Annotated in this window: 32 protein-coding genes and 1 pseudogene; 15 read left to right on the top strand and 18 right to left on the bottom strand. The window is 68.4% G+C overall.

All coding sequences use genetic code 11. From position 1 onward, the window contains the following. The first annotated feature begins 686 nt into the window (after nucleotides 1-686). A complete protein-coding gene (gene ltrA, locus ABT078_RS21390; RefSeq protein ID WP_351230159.1) occupies nucleotides 687-2,039 on the top strand; it encodes a group II intron reverse transcriptase/maturase in 1,353 nt (450 codons plus the stop codon). Between the two features lie 325 nt (nucleotides 2,040-2,364). Here the strand turns inward: ltrA and ABT078_RS21395 are convergent, their stop codons facing one another. Both ABT078_RS21395 and ABT078_RS21400 read right to left on the bottom strand, forming a co-directional pair. Next, entirely contained in the window at nucleotides 2,365-2,622 is a 258-nt protein-coding gene (locus ABT078_RS21395) for a hypothetical protein (protein WP_351229992.1), read from the bottom strand. After that, nucleotides 2,619-3,440 (bottom strand): hypothetical protein, encoded by an 822-nt coding sequence (locus ABT078_RS21400; protein ID WP_351229994.1) that lies wholly within the window; start codon nucleotides 3,438-3,440, stop codon nucleotides 2,619-2,621. The genes ABT078_RS21395 and ABT078_RS21400 overlap by 4 nt, the downstream gene beginning before the upstream one ends. 311 nt (nucleotides 3,441-3,751) lie before the next feature. Here ABT078_RS21400 and ABT078_RS21405 point away from each other — a divergent pair, with 311 nt between their 5' ends. From ABT078_RS21405 to ABT078_RS21420, 4 genes are all read left to right on the top strand, one after another. Continuing rightward, nucleotides 3,752-4,423, top strand: a complete 672-nt coding sequence (locus tag ABT078_RS21405) for a hypothetical protein (RefSeq protein ID WP_351229996.1) — start codon at nucleotides 3,752-3,754, stop codon at nucleotides 4,421-4,423. Between the two features lie 199 nt (nucleotides 4,424-4,622). Continuing rightward, on the top strand, nucleotides 4,623-5,123 hold the full coding sequence (locus ABT078_RS21410) for a site-specific integrase (protein ID WP_351229998.1): 501 nt from the start codon (nucleotides 4,623-4,625) through the stop codon (nucleotides 5,121-5,123). Nucleotides 5,124-5,459: 336 nt separating this feature from the next. Beyond that, a complete protein-coding gene (locus tag ABT078_RS21415) occupies nucleotides 5,460-6,317 on the top strand; it encodes a hypothetical protein (RefSeq protein WP_351230000.1) in 858 nt (285 codons plus the stop codon). Nucleotides 6,318-7,122: 805 nt separating this feature from the next. After that, complete coding sequence (locus tag ABT078_RS21420; protein ID WP_351230002.1) at nucleotides 7,123-7,347, top strand: hypothetical protein; 225 nt, start codon at nucleotides 7,123-7,125, stop codon at nucleotides 7,345-7,347. A 260-nt stretch (nucleotides 7,348-7,607) separates the two neighbouring features. Here the strand turns inward: ABT078_RS21420 and ABT078_RS21425 are convergent, their stop codons facing one another. The 4 genes from ABT078_RS21425 to ABT078_RS21440 are packed head-to-tail and all read right to left on the bottom strand — an operon-like array spanning nucleotide 7,608 to nucleotide 10,402. Beyond that, nucleotides 7,608-8,696 (bottom strand): tyrosine-type recombinase/integrase, encoded by a 1,089-nt coding sequence (locus tag ABT078_RS21425; RefSeq protein ID WP_351230004.1) that lies wholly within the window; start codon nucleotides 8,694-8,696, stop codon nucleotides 7,608-7,610. Then, entirely contained in the window at nucleotides 8,693-9,370 is a 678-nt protein-coding gene (locus ABT078_RS21430) for a hypothetical protein (RefSeq protein ID WP_351230006.1), read from the bottom strand. Before ABT078_RS21430 ends, ABT078_RS21425 begins: the two co-directional genes overlap by 4 nt. Then, nucleotides 9,367-10,188 (bottom strand): hypothetical protein, encoded by an 822-nt coding sequence (locus tag ABT078_RS21435; protein WP_351230008.1) that lies wholly within the window; start codon nucleotides 10,186-10,188, stop codon nucleotides 9,367-9,369. Before ABT078_RS21435 ends, ABT078_RS21430 begins: the two co-directional genes overlap by 4 nt. 1 nt (nucleotide 10,189) lies before the next feature. After that, the gene (locus tag ABT078_RS21440) at nucleotides 10,190-10,402 is read right to left on the bottom strand and encodes a hypothetical protein (protein WP_351230010.1); all 213 of its coding nucleotides are present in this window, start codon (nucleotides 10,400-10,402) and stop codon (nucleotides 10,190-10,192) included. 214 nt (nucleotides 10,403-10,616) lie between these two features. Here ABT078_RS21440 and ABT078_RS21445 point away from each other — a divergent pair, with 214 nt between their 5' ends. Then, nucleotides 10,617-10,787 carry a hypothetical protein gene (locus ABT078_RS21445; RefSeq protein ID WP_351230011.1) on the top strand — a complete coding sequence of 57 codons (171 nt, stop codon included), beginning with the start codon at nucleotides 10,617-10,619 and terminating at the stop codon, nucleotides 10,785-10,787. After that, on the top strand, nucleotides 10,753-11,424 hold the full coding sequence (locus ABT078_RS21450) for a hypothetical protein (protein WP_351230013.1): 672 nt from the start codon (nucleotides 10,753-10,755) through the stop codon (nucleotides 11,422-11,424). The genes ABT078_RS21445 and ABT078_RS21450 overlap by 35 nt, the downstream gene beginning before the upstream one ends. 244 nt (nucleotides 11,425-11,668) lie before the next feature. On the opposite strand, the gene ABT078_RS21455 is transcribed toward ABT078_RS21450, so the two are convergent. Beyond that, nucleotides 11,669-11,845, bottom strand: a complete 177-nt coding sequence (locus ABT078_RS21455; RefSeq protein ID WP_351230015.1) for a hypothetical protein — start codon at nucleotides 11,843-11,845, stop codon at nucleotides 11,669-11,671. A gap of 295 nt (nucleotides 11,846-12,140) precedes the next feature. On the opposite strand from ABT078_RS21455, the gene ABT078_RS21460 reads away from it, so the two are divergent. Further along, nucleotides 12,141-12,473, top strand: a complete 333-nt coding sequence (locus ABT078_RS21460; RefSeq protein ID WP_351230017.1) for a hypothetical protein — start codon at nucleotides 12,141-12,143, stop codon at nucleotides 12,471-12,473. 514 nt (nucleotides 12,474-12,987) lie between these two features. Here ABT078_RS21460 and ABT078_RS21465 read toward each other — a convergent pair. From ABT078_RS21465 to ABT078_RS21475, 3 genes are all read right to left on the bottom strand, one after another. Continuing rightward, nucleotides 12,988-14,250, bottom strand: a complete 1,263-nt coding sequence (locus ABT078_RS21465) for a PP2C family protein-serine/threonine phosphatase (RefSeq protein ID WP_351230019.1) — start codon at nucleotides 14,248-14,250, stop codon at nucleotides 12,988-12,990. A gap of 115 nt (nucleotides 14,251-14,365) precedes the next feature. Further along, entirely contained in the window at nucleotides 14,366-14,890 is a 525-nt protein-coding gene (locus ABT078_RS21470; RefSeq protein ID WP_351230021.1) for a hypothetical protein, read from the bottom strand. 199 nt (nucleotides 14,891-15,089) lie between these two features. Next, complete coding sequence (locus ABT078_RS21475; RefSeq protein WP_351230023.1) at nucleotides 15,090-15,536, bottom strand: hypothetical protein; 447 nt, start codon at nucleotides 15,534-15,536, stop codon at nucleotides 15,090-15,092. A gap of 346 nt (nucleotides 15,537-15,882) precedes the next feature. Between ABT078_RS21475 and nhaA the strand changes: the two genes are divergently transcribed. The 5 genes from nhaA to ABT078_RS21500 all read left to right on the top strand — a co-directional run bounded on the left by nhaA (nucleotide 15,883) and on the right by ABT078_RS21500 (nucleotide 18,674). Then, nucleotides 15,883-17,199, top strand: coding sequence for a Na+/H+ antiporter NhaA (gene nhaA, locus ABT078_RS21480; protein ID WP_351230025.1), 1,317 nt, complete (start codon nucleotides 15,883-15,885; stop codon nucleotides 17,197-17,199). A 13-nt stretch (nucleotides 17,200-17,212) separates the two neighbouring features. Continuing rightward, nucleotides 17,213-17,662 (top strand): CBS domain-containing protein, encoded by a 450-nt coding sequence (locus tag ABT078_RS21485; RefSeq protein ID WP_351230028.1) that lies wholly within the window; start codon nucleotides 17,213-17,215, stop codon nucleotides 17,660-17,662. After that, the gene (locus tag ABT078_RS21490) at nucleotides 17,659-17,931 is read left to right on the top strand and encodes a hypothetical protein (RefSeq protein WP_351230030.1); all 273 of its coding nucleotides are present in this window, start codon (nucleotides 17,659-17,661) and stop codon (nucleotides 17,929-17,931) included. Before ABT078_RS21485 ends, ABT078_RS21490 begins: the two co-directional genes overlap by 4 nt. A 25-nt stretch (nucleotides 17,932-17,956) precedes the next feature. After that, nucleotides 17,957-18,124 (top strand): hypothetical protein, encoded by a 168-nt coding sequence (locus ABT078_RS21495; RefSeq protein ID WP_351230032.1) that lies wholly within the window; start codon nucleotides 17,957-17,959, stop codon nucleotides 18,122-18,124. A 337-nt stretch (nucleotides 18,125-18,461) separates the two neighbouring features. Next, nucleotides 18,462-18,674, top strand: coding sequence for a hypothetical protein (locus ABT078_RS21500; protein ID WP_351230034.1), 213 nt, complete (start codon nucleotides 18,462-18,464; stop codon nucleotides 18,672-18,674). A gap of 712 nt (nucleotides 18,675-19,386) precedes the next feature. Here the strand turns inward: ABT078_RS21500 and ABT078_RS21505 are convergent. From ABT078_RS21505 to ABT078_RS21530, 6 genes and pseudogenes are all read right to left on the bottom strand, one after another. Further along, nucleotides 19,387-19,602, bottom strand: coding sequence for a hypothetical protein (locus tag ABT078_RS21505; protein ID WP_351230036.1), 216 nt, complete (start codon nucleotides 19,600-19,602; stop codon nucleotides 19,387-19,389). After that, nucleotides 19,599-20,453 (bottom strand): IS5 family transposase, encoded by an 855-nt coding sequence (locus ABT078_RS21510; RefSeq protein WP_502981271.1) that lies wholly within the window; start codon nucleotides 20,451-20,453, stop codon nucleotides 19,599-19,601. The genes ABT078_RS21505 and ABT078_RS21510 overlap by 4 nt, the downstream gene beginning before the upstream one ends. A 112-nt stretch (nucleotides 20,454-20,565) precedes the next feature. After that, nucleotides 20,566-21,060, bottom strand: a complete 495-nt coding sequence (locus tag ABT078_RS21515; RefSeq protein WP_351230040.1) for a cupin domain-containing protein — start codon at nucleotides 21,058-21,060, stop codon at nucleotides 20,566-20,568. 88 nt (nucleotides 21,061-21,148) lie between these two features. Further along, a pseudogene (locus tag ABT078_RS21520) lies at nucleotides 21,149-21,469 on the bottom strand (nitroreductase family protein); the annotation flags it as partial. Between the two features lie 182 nt (nucleotides 21,470-21,651). Beyond that, nucleotides 21,652-22,056 carry a RidA family protein gene (locus ABT078_RS21525; protein ID WP_351230042.1) on the bottom strand — a complete coding sequence of 135 codons (405 nt, stop codon included), beginning with the start codon at nucleotides 22,054-22,056 and terminating at the stop codon, nucleotides 21,652-21,654. Nucleotides 22,057-22,428: 372 nt separating this feature from the next. Further along, nucleotides 22,429-23,166: a dihydrodipicolinate synthase family protein gene (locus tag ABT078_RS21530; protein ID WP_351230045.1), complete on the bottom strand. Its 738-nt coding sequence runs from the start codon at nucleotides 23,164-23,166 to the stop codon at nucleotides 22,429-22,431. A 98-nt stretch (nucleotides 23,167-23,264) separates the two neighbouring features. On the opposite strand from ABT078_RS21530, the gene ABT078_RS21535 reads away from it, so the two are divergent. Together ABT078_RS21535 and ABT078_RS21540 are read left to right on the top strand one after the other, a co-directional pair. Then, on the top strand, nucleotides 23,265-23,687 hold the full coding sequence (locus tag ABT078_RS21535; protein WP_351230046.1) for a hypothetical protein: 423 nt from the start codon (nucleotides 23,265-23,267) through the stop codon (nucleotides 23,685-23,687). 265 nt (nucleotides 23,688-23,952) lie between these two features. After that, the gene (locus ABT078_RS21540; RefSeq protein WP_351230048.1) at nucleotides 23,953-24,378 is read left to right on the top strand and encodes a hypothetical protein; all 426 of its coding nucleotides are present in this window, start codon (nucleotides 23,953-23,955) and stop codon (nucleotides 24,376-24,378) included. Nucleotides 24,379-24,660: 282 nt separating this feature from the next. On the opposite strand, the gene ABT078_RS21545 is transcribed toward ABT078_RS21540, so the two are convergent. Then, on the bottom strand, nucleotides 24,661-24,957 hold the full coding sequence (locus ABT078_RS21545; protein WP_351230050.1) for a hypothetical protein: 297 nt from the start codon (nucleotides 24,955-24,957) through the stop codon (nucleotides 24,661-24,663). 218 nt (nucleotides 24,958-25,175) lie between these two features. After that, nucleotides 25,176-26,057 carry a hypothetical protein gene (locus ABT078_RS21550; RefSeq protein ID WP_351230052.1) on the bottom strand — a complete coding sequence of 294 codons (882 nt, stop codon included), beginning with the start codon at nucleotides 26,055-26,057 and terminating at the stop codon, nucleotides 25,176-25,178. Nucleotides 26,058-26,150: the final 93 nt, after the last annotated feature.

Raw genomic sequence — 26,150 nt, forward strand, 5'->3', positions numbered from 1 at the left:
CTGGGCAGACCAGCGGACACAACCTGCCCTCACCCGGCCACCCGACCCGAAACCGATCAAAAGACCACTCTCAAACCACCTCGGTGGATCAAGGCGTACGTCCAGCAGTCCGAAAACGTCGGACGAGAAGGAGGTTCGATGTAATTCGGGCGACAAGTTCAGGGCAGCCAGCCGGTGCAAGTCCGGTCCGAGGAGACGCCAGAGTCCTCGGTAGCGGGGCTCCCGGCATCGGTCGAGAGGCCGGTGTCGAAGTGGAGCGACGATCACCCCGTGGGGGTGCGCAACTGACCGGTCCGCAACATCAAGTGAAGCCTGCAGCGTCGTTAGCACCGACCCGCGTGAGCGGGGCCAAGGAGGAGCCGAGCCCGTGCCTTAGAGGGCGAAGGCCATGGAAGATGCCTGGGAATCTGGAGCGGGCGTTGAGGAACCTCCCGGCGTAAGGGGCGTGGAACGGTCAGAAGGGTGTCCTGGGAACTGGAGAGGGCCTCCTCGGCCCCGGGTCTGCGGCCCGGGAAGCAGGGCCCGCCTATAACCGGTGGAGCCGGGAAGTGGCGGGCTGTCGAGAGGCAGTCGGAGGGGGTCGTAGTAGTGCTGATCGGCGGGACAACACAACCCGTCAGGAGCGAAGGGCCCCTGCTTCATCGATGCGTGTCGCGTGTGAGGAGGTGGCTCGGGTGAGTGCCGGAATGGCTAGTTCCGCCCGCCGGGAGGAAGGCGTCGCACGACTGGATGGCCGGCCTTTGGACAAGGTCCGTGCCTTGCAGTGGACGCTCTACCGCTGTGCCAAGCAAGATCCTGAACGTCGGTTCCATGCCCTGTACGGCCATGTCTCCCGCAGAGATGTCTTGTGGCGGGCCTGGTCCGGTGTGTGTGCGAACCGGGGTGCTCCCGGCGTGGACGGGGTGACCGTCGATGCCGTGGCCGCCGCCGGGGTGGAGGAGTTCCTCCGCGACTTGTCGCAGCAACTGCGGGCGCATACGTATCGCCCGTCACCGCTGCGGCAGGTCCTGATCCCCAAGCCGGGGCGGCCGGGGGAGTTCCGGCCGCTTTCGATTCCCACGGTGGCTGACCGGGTGGTGATGACCGCCGCGAAACTGGTTCTCGAACCGGTATTCGAAGCGGACTTTCTGCCGGTCAGCTATGGGTTTAGGCCCAAGCGGTCCGCGATCGAGGCGTGCGAGAGCGTGCGCGTGGAGGCGAACCGGGGCCGGGAGTGGGTGCTTGAGGCCGACATTCGCGACTGCTTCGGATCGATTCGGCATGACGCCCTCGTGGCCCGGGTGGCCCGGCGCGTCGTGGACGGCTCGATGCTGAAGCTGATCCGGATGTGGCTCCGGGCGGGGGTTCTGGAGGACGGGGCGACCGGCTCACCAGGAGCAGGGACCCCACAGGGCTCACCGATCTCACCGTTGCTCGCCAATATTGCTCTGCACGTCCTGGACGCTGCATGGCAGCGAGGCGGGCACCGGCTCGGGGTGCTGGTGAGGTACTGCGACGACTTCGTGATCCTGTGCCCGACCAGGGAACGCGCCGAGCAGGCGCGGGAACTGGCCGGGGCGGTGCTGGTCAGCCTGGGGTTGCAGCTGCATCCGGAGAAGACCGGCATCGTCCACCTCGCCAGGGGTGGGCAAGGTTTCGATTTCCTCGGCTTCCACCATCAGAAGGTGGAATCGTGGCGTCACCGTGGCAGGTTTCACCTGCAACGATGGCCGTCTCAGCGGGCGATGGGGGTGCTGCGGGACAAGATCCGGGCGGCGACCGACCGTCGTCACGTGGGACGGTCGCTGTCGGCCGTGGTCGCCGACTTGAACCCGGTCCTGCGAGGCTGGGCGGCGTACTTCCGTAACGGCAATTCCGCCGGGAAGTTCTCTACGATCGACAGCTACGTCCACGAGCGTCTCGCGATCTTCGACAATCGCAAGCGCGGCATCCCGGGCAGAAAGTGGGGCAAGCGCCACGACGGCGCGTGGTTCGCCAGGCTCGGAGCTTTTCGCCTGTCTGGAAACGTGCGCAGGGTGGCGGTGCATGCCAGCCGGTGAACGATGTCGGTAAGCCGTGTGCGCGAGAAGCGCATGCACGGTTTGACGGGCGGGGGCTGGAAACGGAACCCTCACAGGCCACCGCGCCAGTCCCCGACCCTACTTAGAACCACACGGGGCGGCCGGGTCCGAAGCGAGGGAGACGAAGGCGAGAAAGCCGAGGATCGTGGGTACCACGTCGCCCAGAGCGGTGATCATTGCTCACTGGTTCCTTCCAGTGTTGCGTCGCTCGGGCACTGCTGAGTCTAGCGGGCCTCGGTCGGGACGAAGCGTGGTTCTGCACCCTGGAGAACCTCACATACCTCTCGCTCCCGGTAAGTACTGCTTACCGGGAGCCCGAAGTCGTCGTAGCGGTCGGCGCGGGGGTCGGGCCTGGTCCCTGGGCTGTCTCTCCGGCGCCGTCTACGCCGAGGAGGAGCGCGAGGACGGTGATGACGCCCACCGCCGTTCCGATGGCACCCACCAGGTCTCCCCGGGTCGGGGCACCGGAATGGGTCTGAGCGGTGTGTCTGTAGACGGCGAGCCCGACGAGGCAGCCGATGACCAGGATCATCACGGCCTGGGGAGCGATCTGTACGGTCATCGCTGGCCCGCCTCGCAGAACCGCGGCCGACTGATCTTCCCGCTCGCCGCGAGCGCGCGAGCGGTACTACGGAGCCGGCGGAGCTGCCCCTCGACCGCACGGGCGCTTAAGCCGCCCAGCAGAAGGCCGATTTCGCGCTGGTTCAGCTCCGGGCGCCGCAGCATCAGTGTGCAGATGGCCGCGGCCTCGGGGGTGGCCTCGTCCAGTATCCGCCGCAGCGTGTCACGCGAGGCGACCGTCTCGGCGGGGTCATCGAAGAGCCTGAGCTGACCGGGGAACACGGCGCCGACCTCGGCGGAGTTGAGCAGTCCGGAGGCCATCACTTCCACTTCCCGGCGCCGCTTCCGGGACCAGGTCTTGAAAACGTCGCCGAATGCCATGACACATCCGCCCACGAAGAAGGTGAACATGCTGGCGCCCTTGTCCGGGTTCCATTCGCCGCCGCGCAGCGAGCGCTCCAGAAAGCGGGGGGCGGCCGCCGCGATGCTGTCCACCGCCAGGGCTTCGCGCACCTCTGAGGTCCGGGCGAGGATGGACAGTTCGGCCTCCGAGGCGTCGAAGGCGACGTTGTACCGGTGGCAGTGCTGGGCGATGACGCCTGTACGCATCCATGCCGTCAGGGTGCGGATGCCGTATGTCCACAGCTCCTGGGCGAAGATCTCGTAGCGCGGCCCGTGGAACTCCGCCCGCAGCAGCTCGTCGTACAGCTGCCGGTCCTCCTCCAAGGGCAGGGGAGGCGGATCCTCCCCGCCCTCGAATGGGATCTTCACTTTCAGTTCGGCCTCGTCGCCACCGGTGATCACTTTGAGCAACACCAATCCTCGCACTGTGATTTTAAGGTCGTTGGCGACTCATATGGCTGCGAGGACTTGTGACCCCACGCTTCCGCTGCGACTTTTTCCGGCGCTGCCGATAATTTCCTGGCGCTGCCCTTCGGCGGCCGGCCCAAGCCAGGACGCGGACCTGGCTCAGCCGACGTTGGCTCCCTGGACGTCTCCACTGACCGCGAGCCTGTGTCTGGACTCCGGATAAGCTCACATATCCAGGTCCGGAGTGACAGGCGTAAATGTCAGATGCCGTACTGACAAAAACTCTTGTCGAGCCGTTAGGTGACAGGAAGACTTGTCACATGACGCTGTCGATGAAGGACGACCCCGACTTCTGGACCCGGATCTTGGCCCTGCGCGAGCCCGCCTGGCGCGAGCCCGGCGAGGACGACCTGCTGAACCTGCAGGACGACATCTTCGAGGCCGTGCAGCAGCTGGCCTCCCGCATCTCCCTGCGCGCGCAGGACTACCGCGCCGCCGGCCAGGACCTCCCCGACGCCGCGATCGCCGCCCCCGACTACCAGCTCGCCGTCCTGCGCGCGCTGCACACGGCGCAGCGCACCATCGACACCTTCGCGGCCACCGCCGCCAAGAACGCCGGCCACACCGGCGCCAGCTACACCAAACTCGGCGCCGCCTGGGGTGGCATCACCCGCCAGTCCGCCCGGCTGCGCTGGCCCGACGCCGTCCACAAGCGGGGCACCGCGCCTCAGCCCATCGAGCTGGAGCTCGCCGGAGGCCACGCCGAGATCTCCGAACTGCCGGACGGCGCCGGGTACACCTGGGAAGCGGTCGGCTACGACGAGGCCGTGGCAGAGGAGAACGAGGCCTGCGCCACCGTGGCCGAGGCCGCCGCGCAGGCCGGCGCGTTCCTCCAGCTGCACGCCTACGACCACGCCGCCGCCCATGCGGCGTGCACCCGGCCGCACGTCACCGGCGACGGCTACGTCGACTGCGACGGACAGCCGGTGTAGATCGGGACCCCCGCACGGCCGAGTCCGGAGGCCGGGGCGTGCCCTTGGTCGATCTGGGCGGCTGCGACGGGCAGCCGCCGTGGACCGACCCCATGCGCGCGATTCGCCGCCGAGCGCCGCCGGGCCCGCCGGCTGCTGCGGCACGCCATGCGCCGCTACAGCGGCCACAGCATGCGTCGCGGACCGCGCCCTGGTCCTCATGCACTTCGCGGTCGCCGGCCGCCGACACGAACTCGCCGCCAACCGGGTCCACGACTACGCCGAGACCCCCGGCGGCATCCAGGCCGACATGCGGGTCTCCAAGATCCGCCCCCGCGTCGTCCCCGTTCCCTACGGCAGCCGCCCCTCCATCTGCCCGGTCCGCGCGTGGACCGCGTGGAAGGAGGCCGCCGGGCTCGACGACCCCGACGGGTACGCATGGCGCCGCCTGCACAACCGATGGCACACCCTCATGGAGGGCGGGCTGCAGCCCGAGTCCATCGGCGACGTTGTCACCCGCGCCGGCGAGCGTGCCGGGATCGAGATCCGCTTCACCGGCCACTCCCCCCGCCGCGGGCTCGCGACGTCCTCCCGTCTGAAGGGCCACGACCAGATCGTCATCGCCAAGCAGGGCGGCTGGGCCCCGCACTCCAAGGTCCTCGCCGGTTACCTCGAAGTCGTCGACCAGTGGGAGGACAACGCCCTGCTCGGCGTGCTGTAGAGCGGCGGGACATGTCACCTGCGTTCCCGGGGCTGTTCGGCTCACCAATGCGTACCGGTTCACTCTCCGCCGTGAATCTACGCAGTCGATGGGTTCTGAGCCTGCAACCTTGTCGGCGAAAGGTGAGCGTGGATTCGATGCTGCTGCCGAATGACCTGCGTTTTCAGCGCATCCGGTCCTAGACGGGGGTCCTTAGTAGTCTGGATCTACCACTTCCGCCGGCACCGGTGATGAGGGTGTGCGGGACGGGTGGACGGCGTTCGGCCGGACCGCACGGATGGGGGCATGCTCTTCGCGGGGGCGCCGCCGGGGCGCCAGCGGAGGGGGGAGGGGGCCATGGCCGAGCGGGTGATGACCCGGGATGAGTCGATCGAGTACCTGCTGCGGCGCTCCCAGCGGCGCGACGATGTCTTCCCGATCCGCCGGGAGTTCATCCAGGCCCGCGTCCAGGGTCAGTACGGGGAGGAGCCGACCACCGGGCCGGGGCCCCTGTCCAAGCTGTTGCGGGCCCCATACGCCCTGGAGTTGCTGCTGCTGGTCTACGCGGTCACCACCGGCGGCGACTACGGCGTCACCGAGCGCTCGCAGCTATGGGGACGAGCAGCCGGCATCTACATGCTCCCCGACCAGAAGGCGAGCATGGCCGTCTCGCGTCAGTGGCATCACCTGGAGAAGCTGGGTCTGATCGAGCGTCGGCAGCACGGCCACCTCAAGCGCATCGTCAAGCTCCGAGAGCGCGGGCGGGTCGGGGGGATCACGCTGCCCTACACCGCCCCCACCGGCGCGAGGGGCGATGTCTACTTCCGAGTCCCCTTCTCCTACTGGCGCGACGGCTGGCACCAGACGCTGGGGATGCCGGGCAAGGCCGTCCTGCTGGCTGCGATGAGCAGGAGGAAGGAAACCTTCACCCTCCCGCAGGACACCCGCGGCGCCCGGGCGCTGGGCCTGGGCCGTCACACGGTGGCGCGCGGCATCGAGGAGCTGCTGGGTCACAAGCTGCTGGTGAGGGCCGGGACCGACGAAGTGGTGAACGCGCGCACGATGCGCGGCTTCGAGTGGGTGCACACCTACCGGCTGGCCGCGCCGTTCGACCTGAATCTGAGCAACTCGGAGATCGAGCGCCTGGAGACCGAGCAGCTGGGACTGTTGCCGCCGGGGGGCGACGCCGACAGGCAGGCCGGACAGCCGGGATGACCGCCGCCGACCACCCGCGATCGCAGGGCCGAGGACCGCCGGTCGCGGCCGCCGGCCAGTGGAACCGTACGCCGGCTACGTCTGGCGGCTACATGATCGACGCGCTGCGGACCGGCGCCGTGATCCGGTTCGACCCTGCGGAACGTTGACGCGAAAGAGGGTTCGCGCCTCAAGGTCAGCACGGCAACACACAACGTGTGTACGTGACTTCGGTCACGCCCTGGAGGGGGCGGTGGTCGCCCAATTGTCATCTCGGCGGCCGACCGGAACTGCTCTGAGCTGCGCGAATACTGACTGGCGGTGCTCGGGACGGAGCACAACAACCACGCTACACAACCGCCGGAAAAGTGTTCCCCCCGCTCGAGCCTGACGGGCTGTCGGGCCCCCTGAAGGGAGACGGGTGCTCGTGTCGGCTCTACCAGGACTGCGTACGCTTCTGCTCTGACCAACAGCGCGGTGAAACAAGGACATCCGGGCCGAGATTGACGCCGGTTGCGGTTGCCAAGAATCACCACCCGCGCCAACGGGACGTTGTCGGTCATCACGTAGTCCGATGCCCGTCCTCGACACCAGGAGGCAAAAAACAGTGACCCCCCGCGCCAACGGGGGGCCACCTACGTAGTCCGACAGCCCGCCACCCGACTCGTGCTCCTGCCAGAAGCCGACATCAAGATTGGATCGAAGCCATCAGCGCTGGAATCGAGACTAAGGGGCTGCACGCCCTGAAGTCACACAGGGGGACTCCATTGCGTCTCTTCCCCCACAGGATGCTCTCTGCCGTCGCCCCCTTCGGCGGTGACCGGTGATGCTCACGCTCCTCGTCGGCCTCGCGTTCGGCGGAGCCGCGGTCTACGCGGCCTACCGAGACCAGAAGCTGGGTGCAGCCATAGTGGTCGGCCTCACCGTGGTGACCGTCTTCTTGCTCCTCATGGAGAAGGACCCCTCCTCGGCCACACCGCAGACGGTGGCCCCGTCGACACCCATGACGACGCCGACGCCCCCCGCGCAGTCGAGACCGCCCGCTCCGTAGGAGGCCCTTCCCATGCGCGTGCCCGGTCCACGGGCACGCGCGGCAGCCGTGGCTCGTGCCTCGTCACCGTGGTGTGCGGAGCGCGAGCCACGGACACGTCACACCCGCGTCAGCAGGTGGCCAGCACCTGACCGCCGCCAGCTCGAGCTGCAGCTGGCCGAGGACGTCGCCGAGGAGGCCCGCGCCCTGCTTAAGGCGAAGGCCAAGGACAGCGTGGGTGACCGCTCACATATCCGGGCTATACCGGCCAAGACAGCCGGTCAGGCCGCGCCGTGCTCCAGGGCACCTGCGACGTCGCTGGCGAGTCCGTAGCCAGGGCTGTCGTCGAGCAGCTGCTTGCGCTTGTTGTAGCGCTGCGTGGTGCGGGAGTCCTTGTGGTCGGCCCACGCCTGGACCTTGTCGATCCGCGCGTCCTTCTTTGCCAAGGCGTGCGTGATGGCGTCGACCTTCACGCCGTGCGGCGGGTGGTTGACCTCGCCGAGCCCGGCCCGCTTCGCCAGCGAGTTCATCAGCCGCCACACCGCCGGTTCGTCGAGCTGGCCCCCGGTCGCCGTCTCGAACAGCCAGCCGTCGGTGCGGCCGCCTAGGTGGTCCTGCAGCGCGTCCCACGCCACGGGCGGGATCGGCTTCTTCTTCAAGGACCCGCCCTTCACCTTCACCCGCAGGACGTGGTGACCCTTGTCGTAGCCGAGGTCTTCCACTCGCGCATTCAGCAGGGAGTCGATCCGCAGGCAGCAGGTATAGAGGACGAGCAGCAGCGCGTACGCGCGCTTGCGGTAGGCCGCGACCCGGTGCCGGTCTCGGGCCGTGATCAGCAGCTTGATCCACTGCTCTTCGGTGTAGCCCTCGGTGGGCGAGTAGTCCGGGTCGATGACCGGGCGCTGAACGGCGTCGAAGGGGTTCTTCACCCCGTCCTCGCTGACCATGTCGAGGTACGTGAAGAACGAGCTGGCCGCCGACAGCGCGTTCGCCCGCGAGGCGTCCGAGTACGGCTCGCCGGTGCGGGCCAGCTCGCCGCGCTGGCCGCCCTTGACCCGCACCCAGGTGGGTGCGGTCTCCAGGTACTTGGAGAAGGTGTCGGCCAGCATGAACTTGACGTGCAGCGGGTGCGTGCCGTGGTCCCGGGCGAACTCCTCGAAGACCTTGAAGCCGCGCGCGTACGCGCGCTGCGTGTTCTCCGAGCGCTGGTGAGCGACCCATCCGGCCGCGAGCGTCGGCAGCGGATCGTCCTCGCCGTACAGCGTGATGAGGAAGTCGTACAGCCGCCGGGCATGCAGCGGCCAGTGCTCGCGCGGATCGGCGAAGGCCGTGGACAGTGCGGCTGTCCCGCGCGCGACCGGGACTGTCATGATGGGACCTCCTCGGCGAGCTCGGGCGCGTCGACGGCCGGGTACAGCTCCCGGTACGCCTCAAGGTGTTCTCTGTAGTGGGCTCGGCCAGCCGCGGTGAACACGTACCGGCCCCGGACCGGACCGTCCCACTCCCAGTCGAGGTAGCCGCGCTTGTTGTACTGCTCGTACCCCACACACAGGTACAGGTGGGCCTCGCCTGGCAGTCGGCCGAAGCGGTGCCCACCACCCTCGGCGTGGGCGAGCGCGGCCATCTGGCGCCACAGGTGCTCCGACAGAAGCCCCCGCGGCGGGCGTGGCCGGGTGGAGACATTCAGGCCCGTGCGCGCGGCGGCACGGCCGGCGCGGGTGAGCCAGACGTGCACCGGGTCGGAGATGAAGCCGGGCGCGGTCTGGGTTTCGATCAGTCCCCGGCTGCGCAGCGCGGCCAGGGTTGACCCGGCGCCGCTGTCATACACCCCTTCCGCCCGCAGCCGCTCCGCCACGGGCGCGTGCGGGTCGTTGAAGTCGATTCGCCGCCAGACCCGGGCCGGGGTGTTGCTCCAGTGGCCCCGCGCGCCGAGGCGACGCCGCGCTTCCTCCTTTACGTGGTCCTGCTCGAACAGCACCCGCAGATAGGTCTGCTGCCGTTCGTTGAGCTCGTCCCAAGCACGCTGTGCCGCGGTTGAAGTCACAAGTCCTCCAGGAGTGCGGCCTGGTCGCGGCAGCCCTGGCACAGGGCTGGCGTCCCGTCGTCGTCTCCCTCGACGGGCCAGATGCGCCTACACCCGGCGCAGGGGGCGAGTTCGGATCGGCCGAAGCGGGTCGCGCAGGTGAAGCAGTACAGCAGGTCTGCTCCCGGGGCGTCGGCGAACGCGACGGCCTCGGAGAAGGTCTGCGCATCGCACTGGGGACACGCGTGCACGAGGTCGGGCAGATCGGGATGCCCGTACAGGTAGTCGGCCAGCAGCCCATCAGGCTCGGACCATGAGGCGCTGCAGAAGTGGCATTCGCCGCCTCCCGGCACCAGTACCAGGGCGCGCTGGTCGCAGTCGGGGCAGTTGACGGTCCTACTCACGTGATCCTTGAGCGCTCCGCGCAGCCGGTTCATGCGCCGCGTGATGTAGGACGCGATGCTGTTCAGTCCCTCGCGCACCCGAGCCATGTCATCGTCGATCTCGGTACGCTCCTCGAGGCTGAGCAATGGCAGCAGCTCCTCGTCGAGGAAGCGCACGAGGAAGTCAAGGACGGCGCCGGCGCGTGCCTCGACCGCTTTGGCGTTGTGGGTCAGACCGTAGTGCTGCAGAGCGTTGCGATCCTTCGCCAGATCCTTCAGCGCCCGGTGGTCCTTGTCGTCGATGGCGATGTCGGCGACGTTGCGCAGCCGCTCCACGGCGGCGTCGGTGCCACAGCTTTCGAAGTCTGCTTCGTGGTACTTCTTTGCGGTCGCCTGCCCGGGGTCCTTGAACACCAGGCTCCAGTGCTCGCGCTGCAGCCGGGCCTTGAGCAGCACCTCAACCGCCGCCTGTAGATGCAGCACCGCGTACTTGATTTCGCCGGGGGCCGACCTCGGACTCGTACTCGTCCAGGTGGTCGATGACGCTGACGACGTAGTCGACGCCGTTGCGGATCGGCGGGAAGTCCAGCTGTGGGGGCGAGGAGGCCCGCCGCCAGACCGGCGCGAAGGTGCGACCGACGATATCGTCCGACTTTTCGTCAGTTTCCACGTGAATCCCCCTCAATTGGCGCGCGTGACGCCCTCTCAGCAACGCACAGGATAACCGTAATTATCCTGTGTGTTCGTTCTGGTCACCCGGACGGGCGGATGTCGGACTGCGCCCAAGCGCCGTCGAGTGCTGACGTGTCGCTCCGGCCGCGAACCGTCCGTCAAACGTCAGGCTATCCCTGACGAATTGCTGCCGTCAGGGGTAGCCTGACGACATGAGTGATGAAGAGAGCCTCGCCCCGCGGGTGGGCGTCACCACGTCCGAGTCGAGACCGGCGACGCTGCCTTCGCTCGACGAGGCGTACGTCGCCCACGCCGACGCCCTCAGGCGCCTCGCCGCCGACGCTTTGCGTGACATCCCGCTGGAGCTACGCGCTCGACCGTGAGCACGGCGGCTTCCTGAGCGCGGCCCTGCACCTGCGTTACCTGGCCGACGTCCTGGTGGAGAAGGCCGTCATCGTCGAGAAGGAACGTGGCGCCAGCTGGACCGACATCGGCAACGCCGCGGGGATGACCAACCAGTCCGCCCACGAGAAGTGGGGCACCGCGGTCGGAGCCTGGACGGTGGTCAACCAACGCCGCCACCCCGCCGAGTTCGGCTCCGCCCACCTCGCCCGCCGTATCGACGAGTGGTACGCCGAGCTGCACCCGGACGAGGAACACGCCATCACAGCCGGGCTCACGTCGACCGACCCCACGCGCGGTGTCGCCGAGGCCCAGACCGCCGCCGCCCACCGGGTCGCTGCCCGGCTGCTGTACGCCCGGCTGGACGAGCTGAAGAAGGAGAACACCGCGGCATTCAACACCGCATTCGAGGCCACCGGCACCGACGGCCAAGCCGCCGCCCGCCAGCACTGGGCCGACACCCACACCGCCCAGGCCGAGGTCTACGAGCAACTGGCGATCGCCGAGCCGACGATCGCCGACGAGCACCGCGCCCGCGCCAAGAAGCAGCGCGAGCTCGCTGCCTCTGTCCTCACCCCCGGCCCAAGCAGGCCCACCAACGAGGAGACCGGACAGTGAGCAACCGCGGCTGTCCGTCGCAGTCGGCGTAGCCGTCGACGGTGCGGTGCGGCTCGATGCAGCCCGCGTGGGCGCGGTCGGGGTCGTAGGCACCCAGCCACCACAGCACCGGCTCGGGCACAGGTGACCCCGACCGTCTGAGCAGGGGCCCGGATTGACTGGGCCCCCTTGTCGTGCATGAGGGCCGCGCCCGCCGATTGCTGCCCGGTGTGCGGGACGTCCTCCACACGCTCTACTTCGGCGGTCAGGACTCGCCGGTGATGGTGCGCTTCGGTACGGCGGTGACCAGCCGTATCCAGCGCTCCGCCAGGTCCACCGCTGCCCCGTCCCGGGATTTGCGGCGCGGGCCGGACATGCCGTCGAGGCGACCAGTCCAGCCGTTGCGCCCGGAACGCGAGGTGCCGCCGTAGGTCGGTTCCACGTAACCGATGACTGTGTCGCCGCTGCGCAGGATCCACCGGTGGTTATCCCGGTGCTCCGGATGGCGGACCAGTTCTGCGGCGTCAACGATGACGCGGGCCTTCTTCTCCGACAGTTTCTGCGGCCGCGATGCCCTTGGGCATGGCCGTCACCGTCGAATCGTCACGTGATGCTTTGGCGGTGCGCGCCGACGGGCGGGTGGCCGGGGTGCTCCACCTCGAATCGTCACGTGGCGCGCCAGTGCTGGTGACCGCGGCCGGACCGGCCAATGCCGTGGTGGCGGCAGTGCGGCCCCGGTGGGCAGCCATGTCGATGACGGCCATGGTCGGGACCGGCTGGCGGCCTGGGATGCCGTGCAGGGCCTGCGCAGCGGGGGCGGCTTGGTGGGCACGGGCCGTGAGAACGACCGGGATCCGTGCCACTACGCCAAGGTCGAAGTCGTCGGCGGGCTGCCCGGCGGTCAAGGCGCCGGCCAGCCGCCGGGCAGCGAGTGCGAGCTGGTCGGCGAGCTCCAGCGCGGACACACCGTCGTACTGGGCGAGCAGGCTCTGTTCGTCGCCGGAGACGAGTCGGTGCGCGTCGCGCTGCTGCTGTCGGGCTCGATATGCCTTGGCCTGGCAGGCACGTGAGCAGTAGCGGCGGGCGCGCGGGCCACGCTGTGGGGGCAGATCTGCGCCGCACACCGGACACATCGTCATGGAACGCCCTCCCCGTTTAATCGTCACGTGACGTTTACAGCACCGTACCACTCCGAACCCCAATCCTCACGTGACGATTGGGTCCCGGCACCCGAAGGCCGGTCCCGATAGGGCCCGAAGGCGGTCGGGCTGCCTCGGGGGATCGCGTGCACGGGTCGGTCTACAGCGGCATTCCGTCGTGGTCGGCGTAGCCGTCGAGGGGTGCGGTACGGCTCGATGCAGCCGGCGTGGGCGGTGTCTCCTCGCCGACGCCGCCCGTCGCGCAACTCCTGCCCGGCGCGCCGGCCTCCAGGTGCCCGTGTCCAACAACCGGTTGATGCACACGCGGAAGATGCCGTCGAAGCACATGAGCTCGCTTCGGTCAGACGGCTTAATCGGCCGCGACTGTTCCGGATTTCCAGCGGCGGCCACGACCCGGCGGTGAGCGCCGTGATGGCCGCCGCCGTCACAGGTGAAGGACGACCAGGGCGGTGTCGTCGGTGGCACCGGCAGGTGGGATCAGGTCGGTCAGGAGGGCGTCGGCGAGTGTTTCGGGGTCGGTGCCCTGGTGGCGGGTGAGGGAGTCGGCAAGCCGGGCCAGGCCGGCATCGATGTCCTCGTGGCGGCGTTCGATCAGCCCGTCGGTGTACAGCACCAGGGTGGCCCCCTCGGTGAACGCGGTCTCGGCTTGGGGGCGGGAGACGTGTTCGGGGCGGGCGCCGAGCGGGGGATCGGTGGCCTGGTCGAGGAAGTCCACGGCGCCGTCGGGGTGCAGCAGGGCCGGCGGAGGGTGGCCGGCGCTGCTGTAGGTGATGGTGTGGTTGGTGCAGTCGATGAAGGCTGTTACCGCGGTGGTGGACTCCGCGCCGTCGATGGAGCGGGCGTACAGGCCGAGGGCTTCCAGGGCCTGGGCGGGGCCGTTGGCGACGCGGGACGCGGCGCTGAGGGCGCTGCGCAGCTGGCCCATGACTCCGGCGGCGGACAGGCCCTGGCCGACGACGTCGCCGACGGCTACCGCGATGCGGTCGTCGGGCAGGTGGAACAGGTCGTACCAGTCCCCGCATACGTTCAGGGCCCCGACTGCTGGGCGGTAGCGCGCTGCTGTGCGGTGATGCCTCAGAGGCCCGGGGTTGGGCAGCATCGCCTCTTGCAGGCACAGGGCGACTTTGCGTTCGCGGGCGTGGGCCTGGCGCAGGCGTTCGTTGATCTCGTGCAGTTCCCGGGCCCGGGTGTACAGCTCGGCCTCCAGTGTCGTCGCCCCGCCTCCGCGGGCTCGGCCACTGCGGGTGCGGACCAGCTCGGTGATGTCCTCCTCCCGGTGCAACAGCAGCGCCACCTGCCCGTCCGGGCCGAAGACGGGGACGTTGACCGAACTCCAGTACCGTTCCTCCCACACTCCGGGCCGGTCCGGGCACTGAACGTCGTAGCGGTGAGGCGTCATGACCTCGCGCTCCCCGGTGGCGGCCACCCGACGCAGCGAATCCTGTGCTTTGCGCATTCCGGTCGCGGCGGGGTCCTCGGGGTCGTCGGGGAAGGCATCACACAGGTAGCGGCCTACCACCTGATCACGGGTACGCCCCATGCCTCTCAGAAACGCCTCATTGACGTCGGCGTACACCAGGTCCGTGGTGAACAGGGCCACCATGCTCGGCAGTGCCTGGAATACCGCCTCGTAGTCGATCTCGGATGCGTCCACGATGCCACCTGCCCGCGACGCTATGTCGATCATTCCTCTTTCACCATAAGCACCAGCGGCGCTCCGGGCAGGTCAGCGCCCAGGGGACGCAGCCGCCAGGCGTGGGCACGGACGAAACCATATTGGTTACTTTCTGTACCGCAACTACTCACACCTGGAGTCTGTGACGGCGTCGTGCTGTCAGTCCCGTGGGTACGCTGCGGCGTATGCCTGCTCCCGGTAGTCCTGCTGCCAAGGTGAGCGGCTGGTCGATCTCCACGACGACCTGCGGGTTCGCGGCCAGCGCGCGGGCCCGCTCCTGGGGCATTGCCACGACCGCGGCCGGGGGGCAGGCCGGATGCGGCTCGGCGATCGCCCCCAACCCCCGTGAACGCGACGGCCGTACCTGCGTCAGAGGCTCCACATCGGGGTCCTCCTCGAGCTGCGCGAACAGTGCCGAGGCCTCGATCGGCGGTACCCCACCCGGAAGCAGGGCCAGGGGTCGGGGCGCCACCAGGAACCGGCCCCACCCTGCCGGCACACCCCGCCCCGGGACGTATCCCAGTGCCTGTGCCTCCCCGCCCGCAGCCGCCGCCGGCTGCTGCGCAGGCTCGCCCGCCGCGCCCTGCGCCCGCGGGGTCTTCCCGCCCTTGCCGTTGCCCGGCTTCATATCGTTGCCGCCCTGCTCACTCATTCAGCCAAAACCGCCGTCTCAACGTAAAGCGTCGTCGTACGCCCCGGATCTTCAGTGGCTGGCCGGGAAGCGGGTGTCCATGAGCTCCCCGGCCAGCGACCGCCGCGCCTTTGCCTCGCCCCGGCGCGGCGGGTATCCGGCCGGGCAGACGCCGCTCCCTCCAGGGAGAAAAGGGAACGGGCGCCGCCCGGCCGAAGGCTCACATGCCCAGAGGCGGCTGCTGCCCGAACCCGCCCTGACCCTGGCCCGGGAACTGGCCGAACTGCTGCTGGCCCTGCTGGCCCTGCTGCATCAAGGTCAGGATCGCCGTAGGCAGCGCCTGCTGCACGGACTGCTCCACCGCGCTGCGCACGCCCTGGAGCAGGGTGTGGTGCAGCGCGACAGCCAGGTACGGGTGCGCCTGGTGGGCCAAGCCCTGCTGCTGCAGCTGCTGCTGGACCTGCTGCAGCTGCTGCAGCGTCTGCTGCATGCGCTGCGCCACCTGCTGGCTCGCCTGCTGGCAAGCCTGCTGGATCGACTGCTGGACCACCTGCGCGATCTGCTGCTGGCCGAACTGCCCCTGACCCTGCTGAGCGAACGGCTGCTGCGGGCCGTAGGGCTGCTGGGTCTGCGGCTGACTGATCTGCTGGGGGGTGTAGACGGACATGCGGAACTCCTCCTTGAGCGCCGGAAAGCACGATGTACGGCACACCGAGGAGAGCCCGGCCGCCGCCACCGAGCAGCAAACCACCAACCGACTAAGAGCACATTCCGGGACATACCGCCAGGCGGCGGAGCGGCGCGGCCGTCGCGTTGACGATCTCCGCAGCACGGCTTCCGCCCTGCTCACAGGCGCGTCGACGGAGCCACGAAGCGTGGGGTGCTCTGGTCCTGTCGGGGCTGCAACGGGATAGTGTGTAAAGAACGCGTCAAGAGATGCGGGGTGTGCCGGGAAGTCTGGTCGGCGTCGAAGGGGCCCGTGTGCCCACATGTCGATGCCCCGGAGGTCCCGGATGCGTGCTGCCCGCCGTGAGCATTCTGTCTTTCTCGGTCTGCTGCCGTGGCCGGAGCGGGTGCAGGTGGCCCGGGCGCTGCGCACGGAGACGGTCGGCGGGCTGGTGCTGCTGGCGGCGGCCGTGGTGGCGCTGGTGTGGGCGAACAGCCCGGTCAGCGGGGCGTACGAACACGTGCGCGACTTCCACTTCGGGATATCGGCGCTCGGCCTGGACCTGTCGGTGGGGCACTGGACGGCGGACGGGCTGCTGACCGTCTTCTTCCTGGTCGCCGGGATCGAGCTGAAACGCGAGCTGGTGGTCGGCGAGTTGCGGACCCCGGCCACCGCGGCCCTGCCGGTGGTCGCCGCCCTGTGCGGCATGGCCGTGCCCGCCGCCCTCTACCTGGTCACCACCGGCATCGGCGGCGGGAGCCGGGCCGGGTGGGCGGTGCCGATGGCCACCGACGTCGCTTTCGCGCTTGCAGTCCTCGCGGTGCTCTCCACCCACCTGCCCTCCGCCCTGCGGGCCTTCCTGCTCACCCTGGCCGTGGTCGACGACCTGGGCGCGATCCTGGTGATCGCCGTCTTCTTCACCGCAGACCTCAACCTGCTGGCACTCGGCGGGGCGCTGGCCGGGCTGGTCGTCTTCTACGTGCTTCAGCGGTGCCGGGTGCGGGGCTGGTGGTGGTACGTGCCGCTGGGTGTGGCGATCTGGGCGCTGATGTACAACGGCGGCGTGCACGCCACGGTGGCCGGCGTGGCGATGGGCCTGATCCTGCGCACCACCCGCGATGAGGGCGAGAACGCCTCCCCGGGCGCGCGGACCGAGCATCTGCTGCGGCCGGTCTCGGCCGGGGTGGCGGTGCCGCTGTTCGCCCTGTTCGCCGCCGGGGTGAGCATTTCGGCCGCCGCGTTGGGCGAGGTGTTCACCCGCCCGGAGCCGCTGGGCGTGGTCCTCGGGCTGGTCGTCGGCAAGACGGTGGGAATCTTCGCCGGCACTTATCTCGCTGCCCGGTTCACCCGGGCCCGGCTCAACCCGGATCTGGCCTGGGCGGACGTGTTTGCCCTGGCGGTGCTGGCCGGGATCGGCTTCACCGTCGCCCTGCTGATCGGCGAGCTCGCCTTCCCCGACCCGGCCGACGCCGAGCACATCAAGGCCGCCGTCCTGCTCGGCTCGCTCATTGCCGCCACGGTGGCCGCGCTTCTGGTCAAGCGCCGCAACGGGGTCTACCGCCGCCTGTGGGAGGAGGAGACGCGGGATGAGGATGCCGACGGCGTCCCCGACGTCTACCAGCAGGCCAGCCCCGGGCATGGTCGTGCCGCGGGCGGGAACTGAAGGAGGCCCGGTCATGCGTGCACGGGATCTCGCCGAGCCCCACCCCTTCGTGACCACCGATGACGACGCCATCGACGCGGCCCGGATGCTGGCCCAGCAGTCGCTGCCCGCCCTGCTGGTCCTGGATGCCGACGGGCAGCCGCACGCCATCGTGCCCGGCTCCCAGCTCATCCCCGCCTACATCGCCGAAGACCCGGCACTGGCCGGGGTCGTGGCCGAGCAGCACGACGCCGAGCTCGCCGAACGCCTCGCCGGGCTCACCGTCGCCGAGTGGACGCCACGGCGCCTGTATGCGCCGCCGGTTAGCGGGCCCGACGCGCGCCCCATGGAGGGCGCGGCCCTGATGTCCCGTACCCACAGCCCTCTGGTCGCCGTCATCGAACGCGACGACACCCAGGTGACGGTGCTCGGCACGGTCCCCGCCGCCCGCCTCATGCAGCACTTCCTCCAGGCGGCAGCATGAACAGCACCGCCAACGCGATCCTGCCGGTGGCCATCGTGATCGCCGCGCTGGTCATCAAGACCGCGCTCAGCGAGATCCGCCGACCCGGCAGCGCCCGCCGGCAGTGGGCGTTCGCCGGCAATCGCCGGGCCCTGGCCGCCGGAGCCATAGCAGCCGCGGCCACCCTCCTGCTCGGCTGGCCACAGACCGGCCCCGCCGCCATCGCCTGGGCACTCCTCATTGGAGCGATCACCGCCCACCTGGTGCACCAGGCCGCGAACCGTCCCTGACCACCAATCCCGCATGAGGAGCTGCATGTCCCAACGAAGCACCGGGGCCGTCCTGGCGACCGCAGGAGCGCCACTGACCCTGGCCGGGGCAGCGATGTACGTCCTGCCCGGCCCCGGCTTCCCCGTCCTGGTCATCGGCCTCGCCGCGCTCACCACCGGGCTCATCATGATCGCCGCAACCCGCCGCAGCTGACTGTCCCCGCCCCCGACACCACAGGAGCACTCGCACCCATGACTTGGCAGTGGACAGGCCTCGTTCTCTTCTCCCTCACCCTGCTGCCCGCCGGGCTGGCCATGGTCACCGGCCGCATGCCGGAGCGTCTGCGTGTCCGGCTTGCCCCGGCACGACCGCACGGCTGGGCTCTCCTGGCTATTTACACCGCAGCTCCGCTCAATGCGATTCCCCGTCTGGCCGGCGCCCCACCGGTGATTACCTTGGCCGCCACCGCTACTGCAGGGGCCATCGCAGCGGCTGGATGCGGATGCATCTTCGCGGCCGTCACCGCACACCGAGCAAGGAGCACTGCACTGTGACAACCACGCCTCGCTGGTGGCCCGGCATCAGGTCGATCGGCCTCTGGTGGGCCTTGCTCACCCTTGCGCTCTGGCTGCTGAGCCGCGCCGTGGACCAGCCCACGGGCCTCATTCCCTGTGCCGCCTCCGCCGCGCTGCTGGTCACCGTGGGAGAAACCGGCAACTGGTTACGCCGACAATGGCGCAAGCCCCCCGGCCCCCGTTCCTGACCCGTCCCCTGCGCGGTCTGTCGCCTCTTCATCATTTGACAGCAATCGTGCATGGCGGATCCTGCCCAGGACACCAGGCCCAGGCTTATCGGAGAGCCAGCGGGGGGCTCAGCCGGTTCATGCCACCTTGAGGTTCCCCCGAGATGTGGGGATGGGTGACAGAGGGTCAGATGGGTCTCAGGAGAGGAGCCCAGACGATGCCTGCACCGAGGAAGTACCCGCTGGAGTTGCGTGAGCGCCGGGGCACGGCAACGACTTGTAACGGTCCCTGTGCCAGGCTGTGGCACAGGGGGTGGAGCTTCAAGTTGCACGGCGCTATTGCGACCGCGCTGGGGACCGTGTTGTTGGTGTTGGCCGCGCTCACCTGGCTGCCTGGAACCTTGCCGCTGGCCGGGTCGAGATGGCCGATGGTGGCAACTGCCGTGCTACTCTTCCCGATCTTTATTGCTGCTCTGGTGCGTATGTTCCTGAGGCGCGCTGATCGGCACTCGGTTTGGCGGGCCTTCCGGTGTCTGCCTGGCAAGGCACAGACGGCACTGGGGGCATTGGCCATCTCGGGTGTTGTGCTGACGCTCTTCAGCGCGACTGGGGAAGGGAACTTGCAGGCGGCCGAGGTGAAGGACGGTCGGTATTTTGCCTTCGACACGACGCCGAATGCGCGCGGCACTGTCGAGATCTCCCAAAGTCAGTACCAGGCTGTCCTCGACAGCGATCAGCGCAGCATGTTCGGGATCCCAGGTCTACTCTTCGTCGGCGCTGCATACGTCGTCCTGGCAGCCGGAGAACTGCACCGAGCAGATCGTGGATGTGCTTCGGTCTCGGCCAGGGCGGCGGTGAGGTGCTCGATCTGGCCGCGGAGTTCACCGGCTCGGGTGGTGGCCTCGTCGTGGCGGGCCTGGAGGTCGGCGAGGAGTTCGATGACGTTCACGCGGCCAGCCCGAGGGTGTCGCGCCAGGCCGGGGTGGGACTGGTCAGGCGGCGGGTCATGTTCGCGGTGGAGGCCCAGTAGACGCGTGAGACGGAGGTGTCGGGCCGATGGTCGTACTCGCGGGCGAGTCGCCGGTGCAGCATCAAGGTGCCGTTGACCTGCTCGACGATCCACCGCTTCGGTTGCGGGACGAAGCCCTTGCCCTGATCATCCGGGTTGCGACGAACCACCTCGACGTCAATGTCCAACAGGGCGCCGTGGATGACGACTTCGTCCTTGAAGCCCTGGTCCACCAGGGCCTTCTCCAGCCGCATCCCGCATCGTTCGGCGGCCTGGTCGAGCAGAGCGGTACCGGCGGCGTTGTCATGTGCGGAGGCGGCCAGGACGACGACGCCGATGACCAGCCCCAGAACGTCCACGGCCAGTCCTCGCTTGCGCCCCGACACCTTCTTGTTCGCATCCAGTCCCGTCGTGGTCTTGGGGACACTGGCAGCCGCACGTACGGACTGCGTGTCGATGATCACGAGGGACGGGTCCTCTAACCGGCGGGCTCTCTCCCGTACCTGGCAGCGCAGGAGTTCCTGGATCCGCTGGTCCAGGCCGCCCTCGCGCCACAGGCCGAAGTAGTAGAACACCGCCGACCAGGCCGGCAGATCGTGAGGCAGATAGCGCCACTGACAGCCCGTCCGGTTCTGGTAGAAGATCGCGTTCACGACCTCCCGCAGGTCACAGGACCCGGGATCCCCAGTCGCCGACCGCGCCACTCGATCCTGCTTCCAGGCCGTGATCATCGGCTCGATCAACGCCCACTGCTCGTCCGATAAGTCGCTGGGGTACGGCTCTCTCTTCACGCCCCGCATCTCAACATGGACATGCCCAACCGGTGGTCCGGACGGCGATCAGTACCACGATCGAGCGATCACGAACCAAGGAAGATCGGACTTAACGCCCACTCAGTGCAGCCTATTCGTCGAGCATGTCGGTGGTGTTGTACTGGTCGTGCCTGATCCGGAAGGCTTTCAACTCTTCGCCGCCGCGCTGTGAGTACTCCGCCACCTTCTCGAAGTACTCCTCCCTGGGAGCTCCCGGTGTGAAGAGCAGCAGAAACGACACCGGGGCGTCGCTGTCGTTCTGGAAGGCGTGGAGCCCGCCGGGCGGCACGTAGAGGAAGTCTCCCTCGCCTCCTGTGACCCAGCGTTCGCCGTTGTAGAGCCGGAGCTCGCCGGACAGGACGTAGAAGGACTCGGAGATCGTACGGTGGAAGTGTTCCGTGGCGCCCATGGCCGTCGGTTCCATGTCGATCTTGTACAGGCCGAACTCGTCGTTGGTGTGCTCCTGCTTGGCCACGTAGCTGATGTTGGTGCCGCCCGAGCCGGTGTCGGGTTGCGGGGGTACAGGTCGGAACAGTGCGCTGACCTGGCCCCTTTCGCCGAGGTAGCGGGGCTCTGGGTAGGACATGGCGACTTCCTCATTCGTGAGTAGGTGGTTCCAGGCCAGCCCTTTGAAGGACTGGTGGACTAACTGGTCTGGGTAGGTTTCACAGCGGCGGGCGCTCGGCGAAGTGCGTGTCCTTCGCGGCGGGCGCGAACGGCGCGAGCTTCGGCAGCTCCTCGTGGAACTCGTAGTCGGTGGCGAGGACCGCGGACAGCGGCGCTATGGCTGCCTTTGCCTTGTTGCCCTCGGCTATGTGTGCGCCGGCAGACGCTCGCGCGCCTCGGGCCTACGGACCAGGACGATGCGCAGCGGACTGGTTGAAGGCTGTTCGGCCGTACTTGACCAGGTCATAGATGGCCCGCATCTGCTCGTCCATCACTGGATCGACGCTGAATGTGTCAGCGGTATGGGCTTCGCGGAAGAGGAGGTCCAAGGCAGCAGGATGCTCCCCAACCGCAAGAAGCTTGGTTCACGCAGCGGGTCGACCGCCGAAGTTCGACCGCGTGGGCTAAAGAGACAGATTGGACCCACGCTTCTGCCCGCTGCTGCGGCCAGCAGCGGCACGAGAGGTACGGCAGCCCGACAGATGAATGAGAGAGCCAGGCCGACTCCGACCTATGGCTTCACGTCGAGACGCACGAGCGCGCCGATCTCCACCAACTGGTCCGATAGTGCCAGGTCAGAGACACCCATGACCGTGCTGGTGGGCCGGTGCTCCCCGAAGTACTCGGCGTGAAGGCGTGCCGTCGTGTCGAAGTTCTCCCGCAGGTTCCTCACCAGCACCGTGCTCTCCACGATTTGGCTGCGCTCGGCCCCGAAGTGCTTCAGCACCAGGTCCAGATTGGCCAGCGTAGTTTTGACCTGGAGCTCGAAGTCGCCGGCACCCACGAAGTTGCCGTCACGGTCATGGGACACCTGCCCAGCCACGTACACCGCGTCACCGACCTGGATTGCCTGGCTGTATCCGTAGAGCGACTCCCACGGCATACCAAAACCGAATCTCTTCGCCTGAACAGGCATGACTCACTCCCTGTGAGACGACGCATAGCGCTGCCAGTTACGGACAGTCCTCTTTCGAGGAAGAAGTTATGCCGTGCGCACTGAGGAAGGCCTGGGACATGCCGCACACCAGGGGCGGGGCTTTAAGGCAGGCGTCATGCAGCACCCCACTGAGCCGACCCCGATCGAATCGACCACGCACCAGACCGCCAGAGGCTGCGCGCCCCTTCAGCTCGCACCCGTCCTCGCCGGGCGGGTATGACTCGCCGCCGCTACTGCAGCCCCCGTAAGGACCATCACGGCTACCGCCGCAGCAGCAACCAAGCCTCTGCGCCGCATTCCCCACCCGTCTTGACGCCATGAGTGGGATCCGCGTGAGCTCCTCAACGTCGGTCACCCCGCATATCCAGCAACACTGACCGTCAACGTCCTCGACGACGGCAGGTCCGTCTGGCCCCGCAGGGTCGCTTGGTGGGTCCGGGTGGTGGCCAGGTCCGCCGCCCGCCGGACGGAATCGGCGGAGGCGGCCAGCAGCGGCAGCCGGACTGCCGGGCTGGGGATGCGGCCCTGGGCGTGCAACACCCCCTTGATCACGGTCGGGTTCGGCTCGGCGAATAGCGCGGCGGACAGCCGGGCCAGCTCGGCTCCTAGCCTGCGGGCCGGTCCGGCAGCATCGCCCTGCCACAGCGAGATCAGCTCGGCGAAGTCAGCGGTGCGGACATTGGCCGACGCCAGGATGCCGCCGCGGGCGCCCGCCGCGAGCAGCGGCGAGATGACGGCGTCATCGCCGCCGAGCACCGCGAAGCCTGGTGCCGACGAGCTGAGCAGTTCCATCGTGGCTGCGTCGATCGCGCCGGTCGCGTACTTGACCCCGACGACCTCCGGTAGGTGCCCGAGCGCGTTCAGCGTGCTGGTGCTGAGGGGCTGACCGGTGCGGTACGGGATGTCGTAGACGACCAGCGGCAATCCGCCGTGTTCGGCGAGTGCCGTGAAGTGCGCCAGCGTTCCCGCCTCACCGGGTCGGGTGTAGGGCGGCGCGGGTACCAGCGCCGCGGCGACGTCACCGCTCTGAGCGAGCTCCCGCAGTGTCGTGATGGCGGCGGCGGTGTCGTTGGTGCCTTCGACCAGCACGGTCCTCAGCGTGAAGTGCGGCTGACAGCAGCACGTCCGGTGCGGGCCGGGTGCCATCCTGGTGTCCTGCCTGCACCAGCCAGGAATGGGGGCCGCGGATGACATTCGATCCGATCACCGCAGGGGAACACGCCGCCAGCGAGTTGATGCACGTGCGTCTGTCCGACCGAAGCTTCGCCGGACGTCTGGATCAGCGTCTCCGCGCGTGGGAGGTGGATCGTCCCACCTTTCTCGCCCAGGTTGAGGACGTCGTACTCGTTGCTTTGCTGGCCACAGCCGGTAAGCCGGATGTGCCGAAAGCCTGGTACGTAGCCGCAGCAGCCGCCCTGCAAAAGCAGGAGGACTTGGAGCTGTTCGCCGCACTGCCAGTGCTGCCCGACGGCATCCGGCAACGCGTCACTCGACTTCGCCTGCTGTCTATCGGAATCACCCCCAGATCGGGACACCGATGGTTACGGCTCTCGTCGACTGCCAGTGAGTTCCTCCAGCCAGCGGCGCGACTCGACCCGCCGGAGGTATAGAGAGGGGGCCCTTCGGCGGTTCCGCTCAGGCGCCGCGGTCCTGCGGAGGAGTGGTCGGGGCGACGCGGCAAATGGAAGGCCTCGAGATCAGCCTCGCCGGCGCCGAAGACAAACTGTCTCAGCTCGACGCCGCTCTCAAGCCCACGGTCACTCACCTGGGTCTGCCTACTTTCGCCAACATCGCCGGACGCACCTCCCCACCGGCCCCGGACCAGCCTTGAACACTCGTAGCCGCCTCGAAGACGGACCGCCTAGGCTCCAATCCATGCGCACAGTGTTCGTGTTTCCCGCAGGTGAGCGAGCTGAGACCATCGCCGCACTTGATCGACACCTGAACCAGCAGCGCCATCCCTGGACCCTGGACGGCAACCTCTACATCGACATCGACGAAGAGCAGAACGGCTGCCTCTTCTCTGACTGGGAGCCCGACGACGTGACGGTCCTCGACGGGGCCGTCGGATTCCACCCCACCTGGGCAGTGCAGATCGACATCTCCGGTCGGATCGACGGCACCGCAGAGGTTCACCAGCTGATCGCGCTGCTACTCAAACATGGAGGCGTGGCGATCGATGACTACTCCGCCCACCCCTGGACCGTGCAGGAAATCCAGTCCGGAGCAGTGATCGACGGTCTGCGCTTCTTCGACTTCCGCGCCTACCACGAACTCAACCGGGAGCCGGGACGCTCCTGACTCAACGCGCAACCTCGTGCCGAACCGGTAGTTCGGAGAAGGGCTGCTGTGTATCTCCTGCAACCGCCTCGAAAGCGATCACTTTCGTCGGCAGCGGATGTGCGTGCACGAGCCGCCGCGCTGCTTTGAGGAGTACTGGAGAAGTCCACCTGCGCACGGACTGGGCTGGGCCATGACCAGTCCGACAGTCTTCCGGCACCGCACACACGTCCCCGTGTGGGCTGCCGGGAACTGAGCAGGAGGCCGTACGCCGCCCACCAATGTCAGACTGAATCGCCCCGGCTAGCGACCTTGCGGCGGGCGCTGAGCCAGCACAGTCAGCAGGATGCCGCACAGCATCATGACGATCCCGGCCGCGGTAACCCCAGAGTGGATGTGCCCAGAGTCGCGCAGCATGCCGCCTACCAGTTGGGCGACAAGCGCGGCAGCGAAAACCAAGTCCGCCCAACCGACCAGGTGTGGGCGGAAGGTGTGCCTCCGCTGCCAAGGCGGCAGCCAGCCCCAGCCGAGTGCGGCCACTCCGCTGAGAGTGGCCAGCAGCGCCATCAAGCCGGTCGGTATGACGATGTACAGAGCCACGGTTCGCCCCCCTTATGGCGTGATCATGGCATGCCACCTTCGGGCACGCCTAGATCGGCCCGATCGACGGGCCGCTGGCCCGTCACCACTCGGGAGGGTTGCACCCAAAGGTGTCTGCACGGTTGCCTGCACAGGCGGCTCCAGGCCTAGCGGCCAGGTCGGGTGCGTGCCGTGGCGCGTGTTCGTTACACCCCGCCGCGGGGTGCGGATCGGGCGGCTCAGCAGGCCGCGTCGTCGGCGGCTTTTGCCGCAGCGTTCGCAGTCTTCAGCAGGCCGTCCACCTGGTCCTGGTACTTCCGTCCCTTGCCGAGCAGGGCCTTGGTCTCCTGACCGACCTTGGTCTCAACAGCGGTCAGCTGGGCCGACGACACCGTCAGCGGCTTGTAGTTCGGCAAGGCCGTCTGGAGCTTCTGGTACGTGCCGTAGGCGTCCTTGAGGGTCTTCAGGTCTTCGGCCCAATTTCCCCCGACGTCGTCGAGCACGCCTCGGCCGTAGGTGACGTTGCCCGCTTCGTACTCCACGTTGCTGGCCTCGTACGCGGCGTTGGACGCCTCATAGCACCCGTCGCCGTCGGCATCGCGCCCCGTGTTCGTGGCCGTGGCAGCGTGCCCTTGCGCCCGCTCCAACGCGTCCTTGGCGTCAGCGAGGCTCTGGTCGAGGTCGGTGAAGTCCTGCTTCTCACCCAGGGCCGTGGTGAGCTCTTGATACGCGGTGGCAACCTTGCCTGCGGCGGTGTCGAGGTCGGTCCGTGTCTGTGCGTCGGCACGGATCTTGTCCCGCTCCGCCTCATCCTTCAGCTCCGTCGACAGGGCCTTGTTGGCCCTCTGCCGGACACCGTCGGCCAGCTTGGTGTACTCCTCCACGGTTCCCGGCTTGAGCGTGATCTGCTCGATCGCGCCGGTGTCCCGGTCGGGGAAGTTCAGCGTCATCGACTTGCCGCTGAACGTGCCCGAGATCGTCAGGATGCGATTGAGGGTCAATGTGATTGAGCGCTCGCTGGCGGTGCCGGTGATCCCGAAGTGCCCCGCCTCGGTCTCGTCGGCTCCTCGTCCGGGATCGACGTCACGTCCATGGAGCCCGTGACCTTCTGCCCGGTCCACGTCATCTGGAGCATCACGGCGTCCTCGGGCATGCCCCCCACCCAGGTTCCCGGCGTTGCCTCATCCGACCCGCAGCCGCTAACCGTGGCCGCG

This window comes from Streptomyces sp. NPDC002133 (assembly GCF_040296405.1).
Taxonomy (GTDB): domain Bacteria; phylum Actinomycetota; class Actinomycetes; order Streptomycetales; family Streptomycetaceae; genus Streptomyces.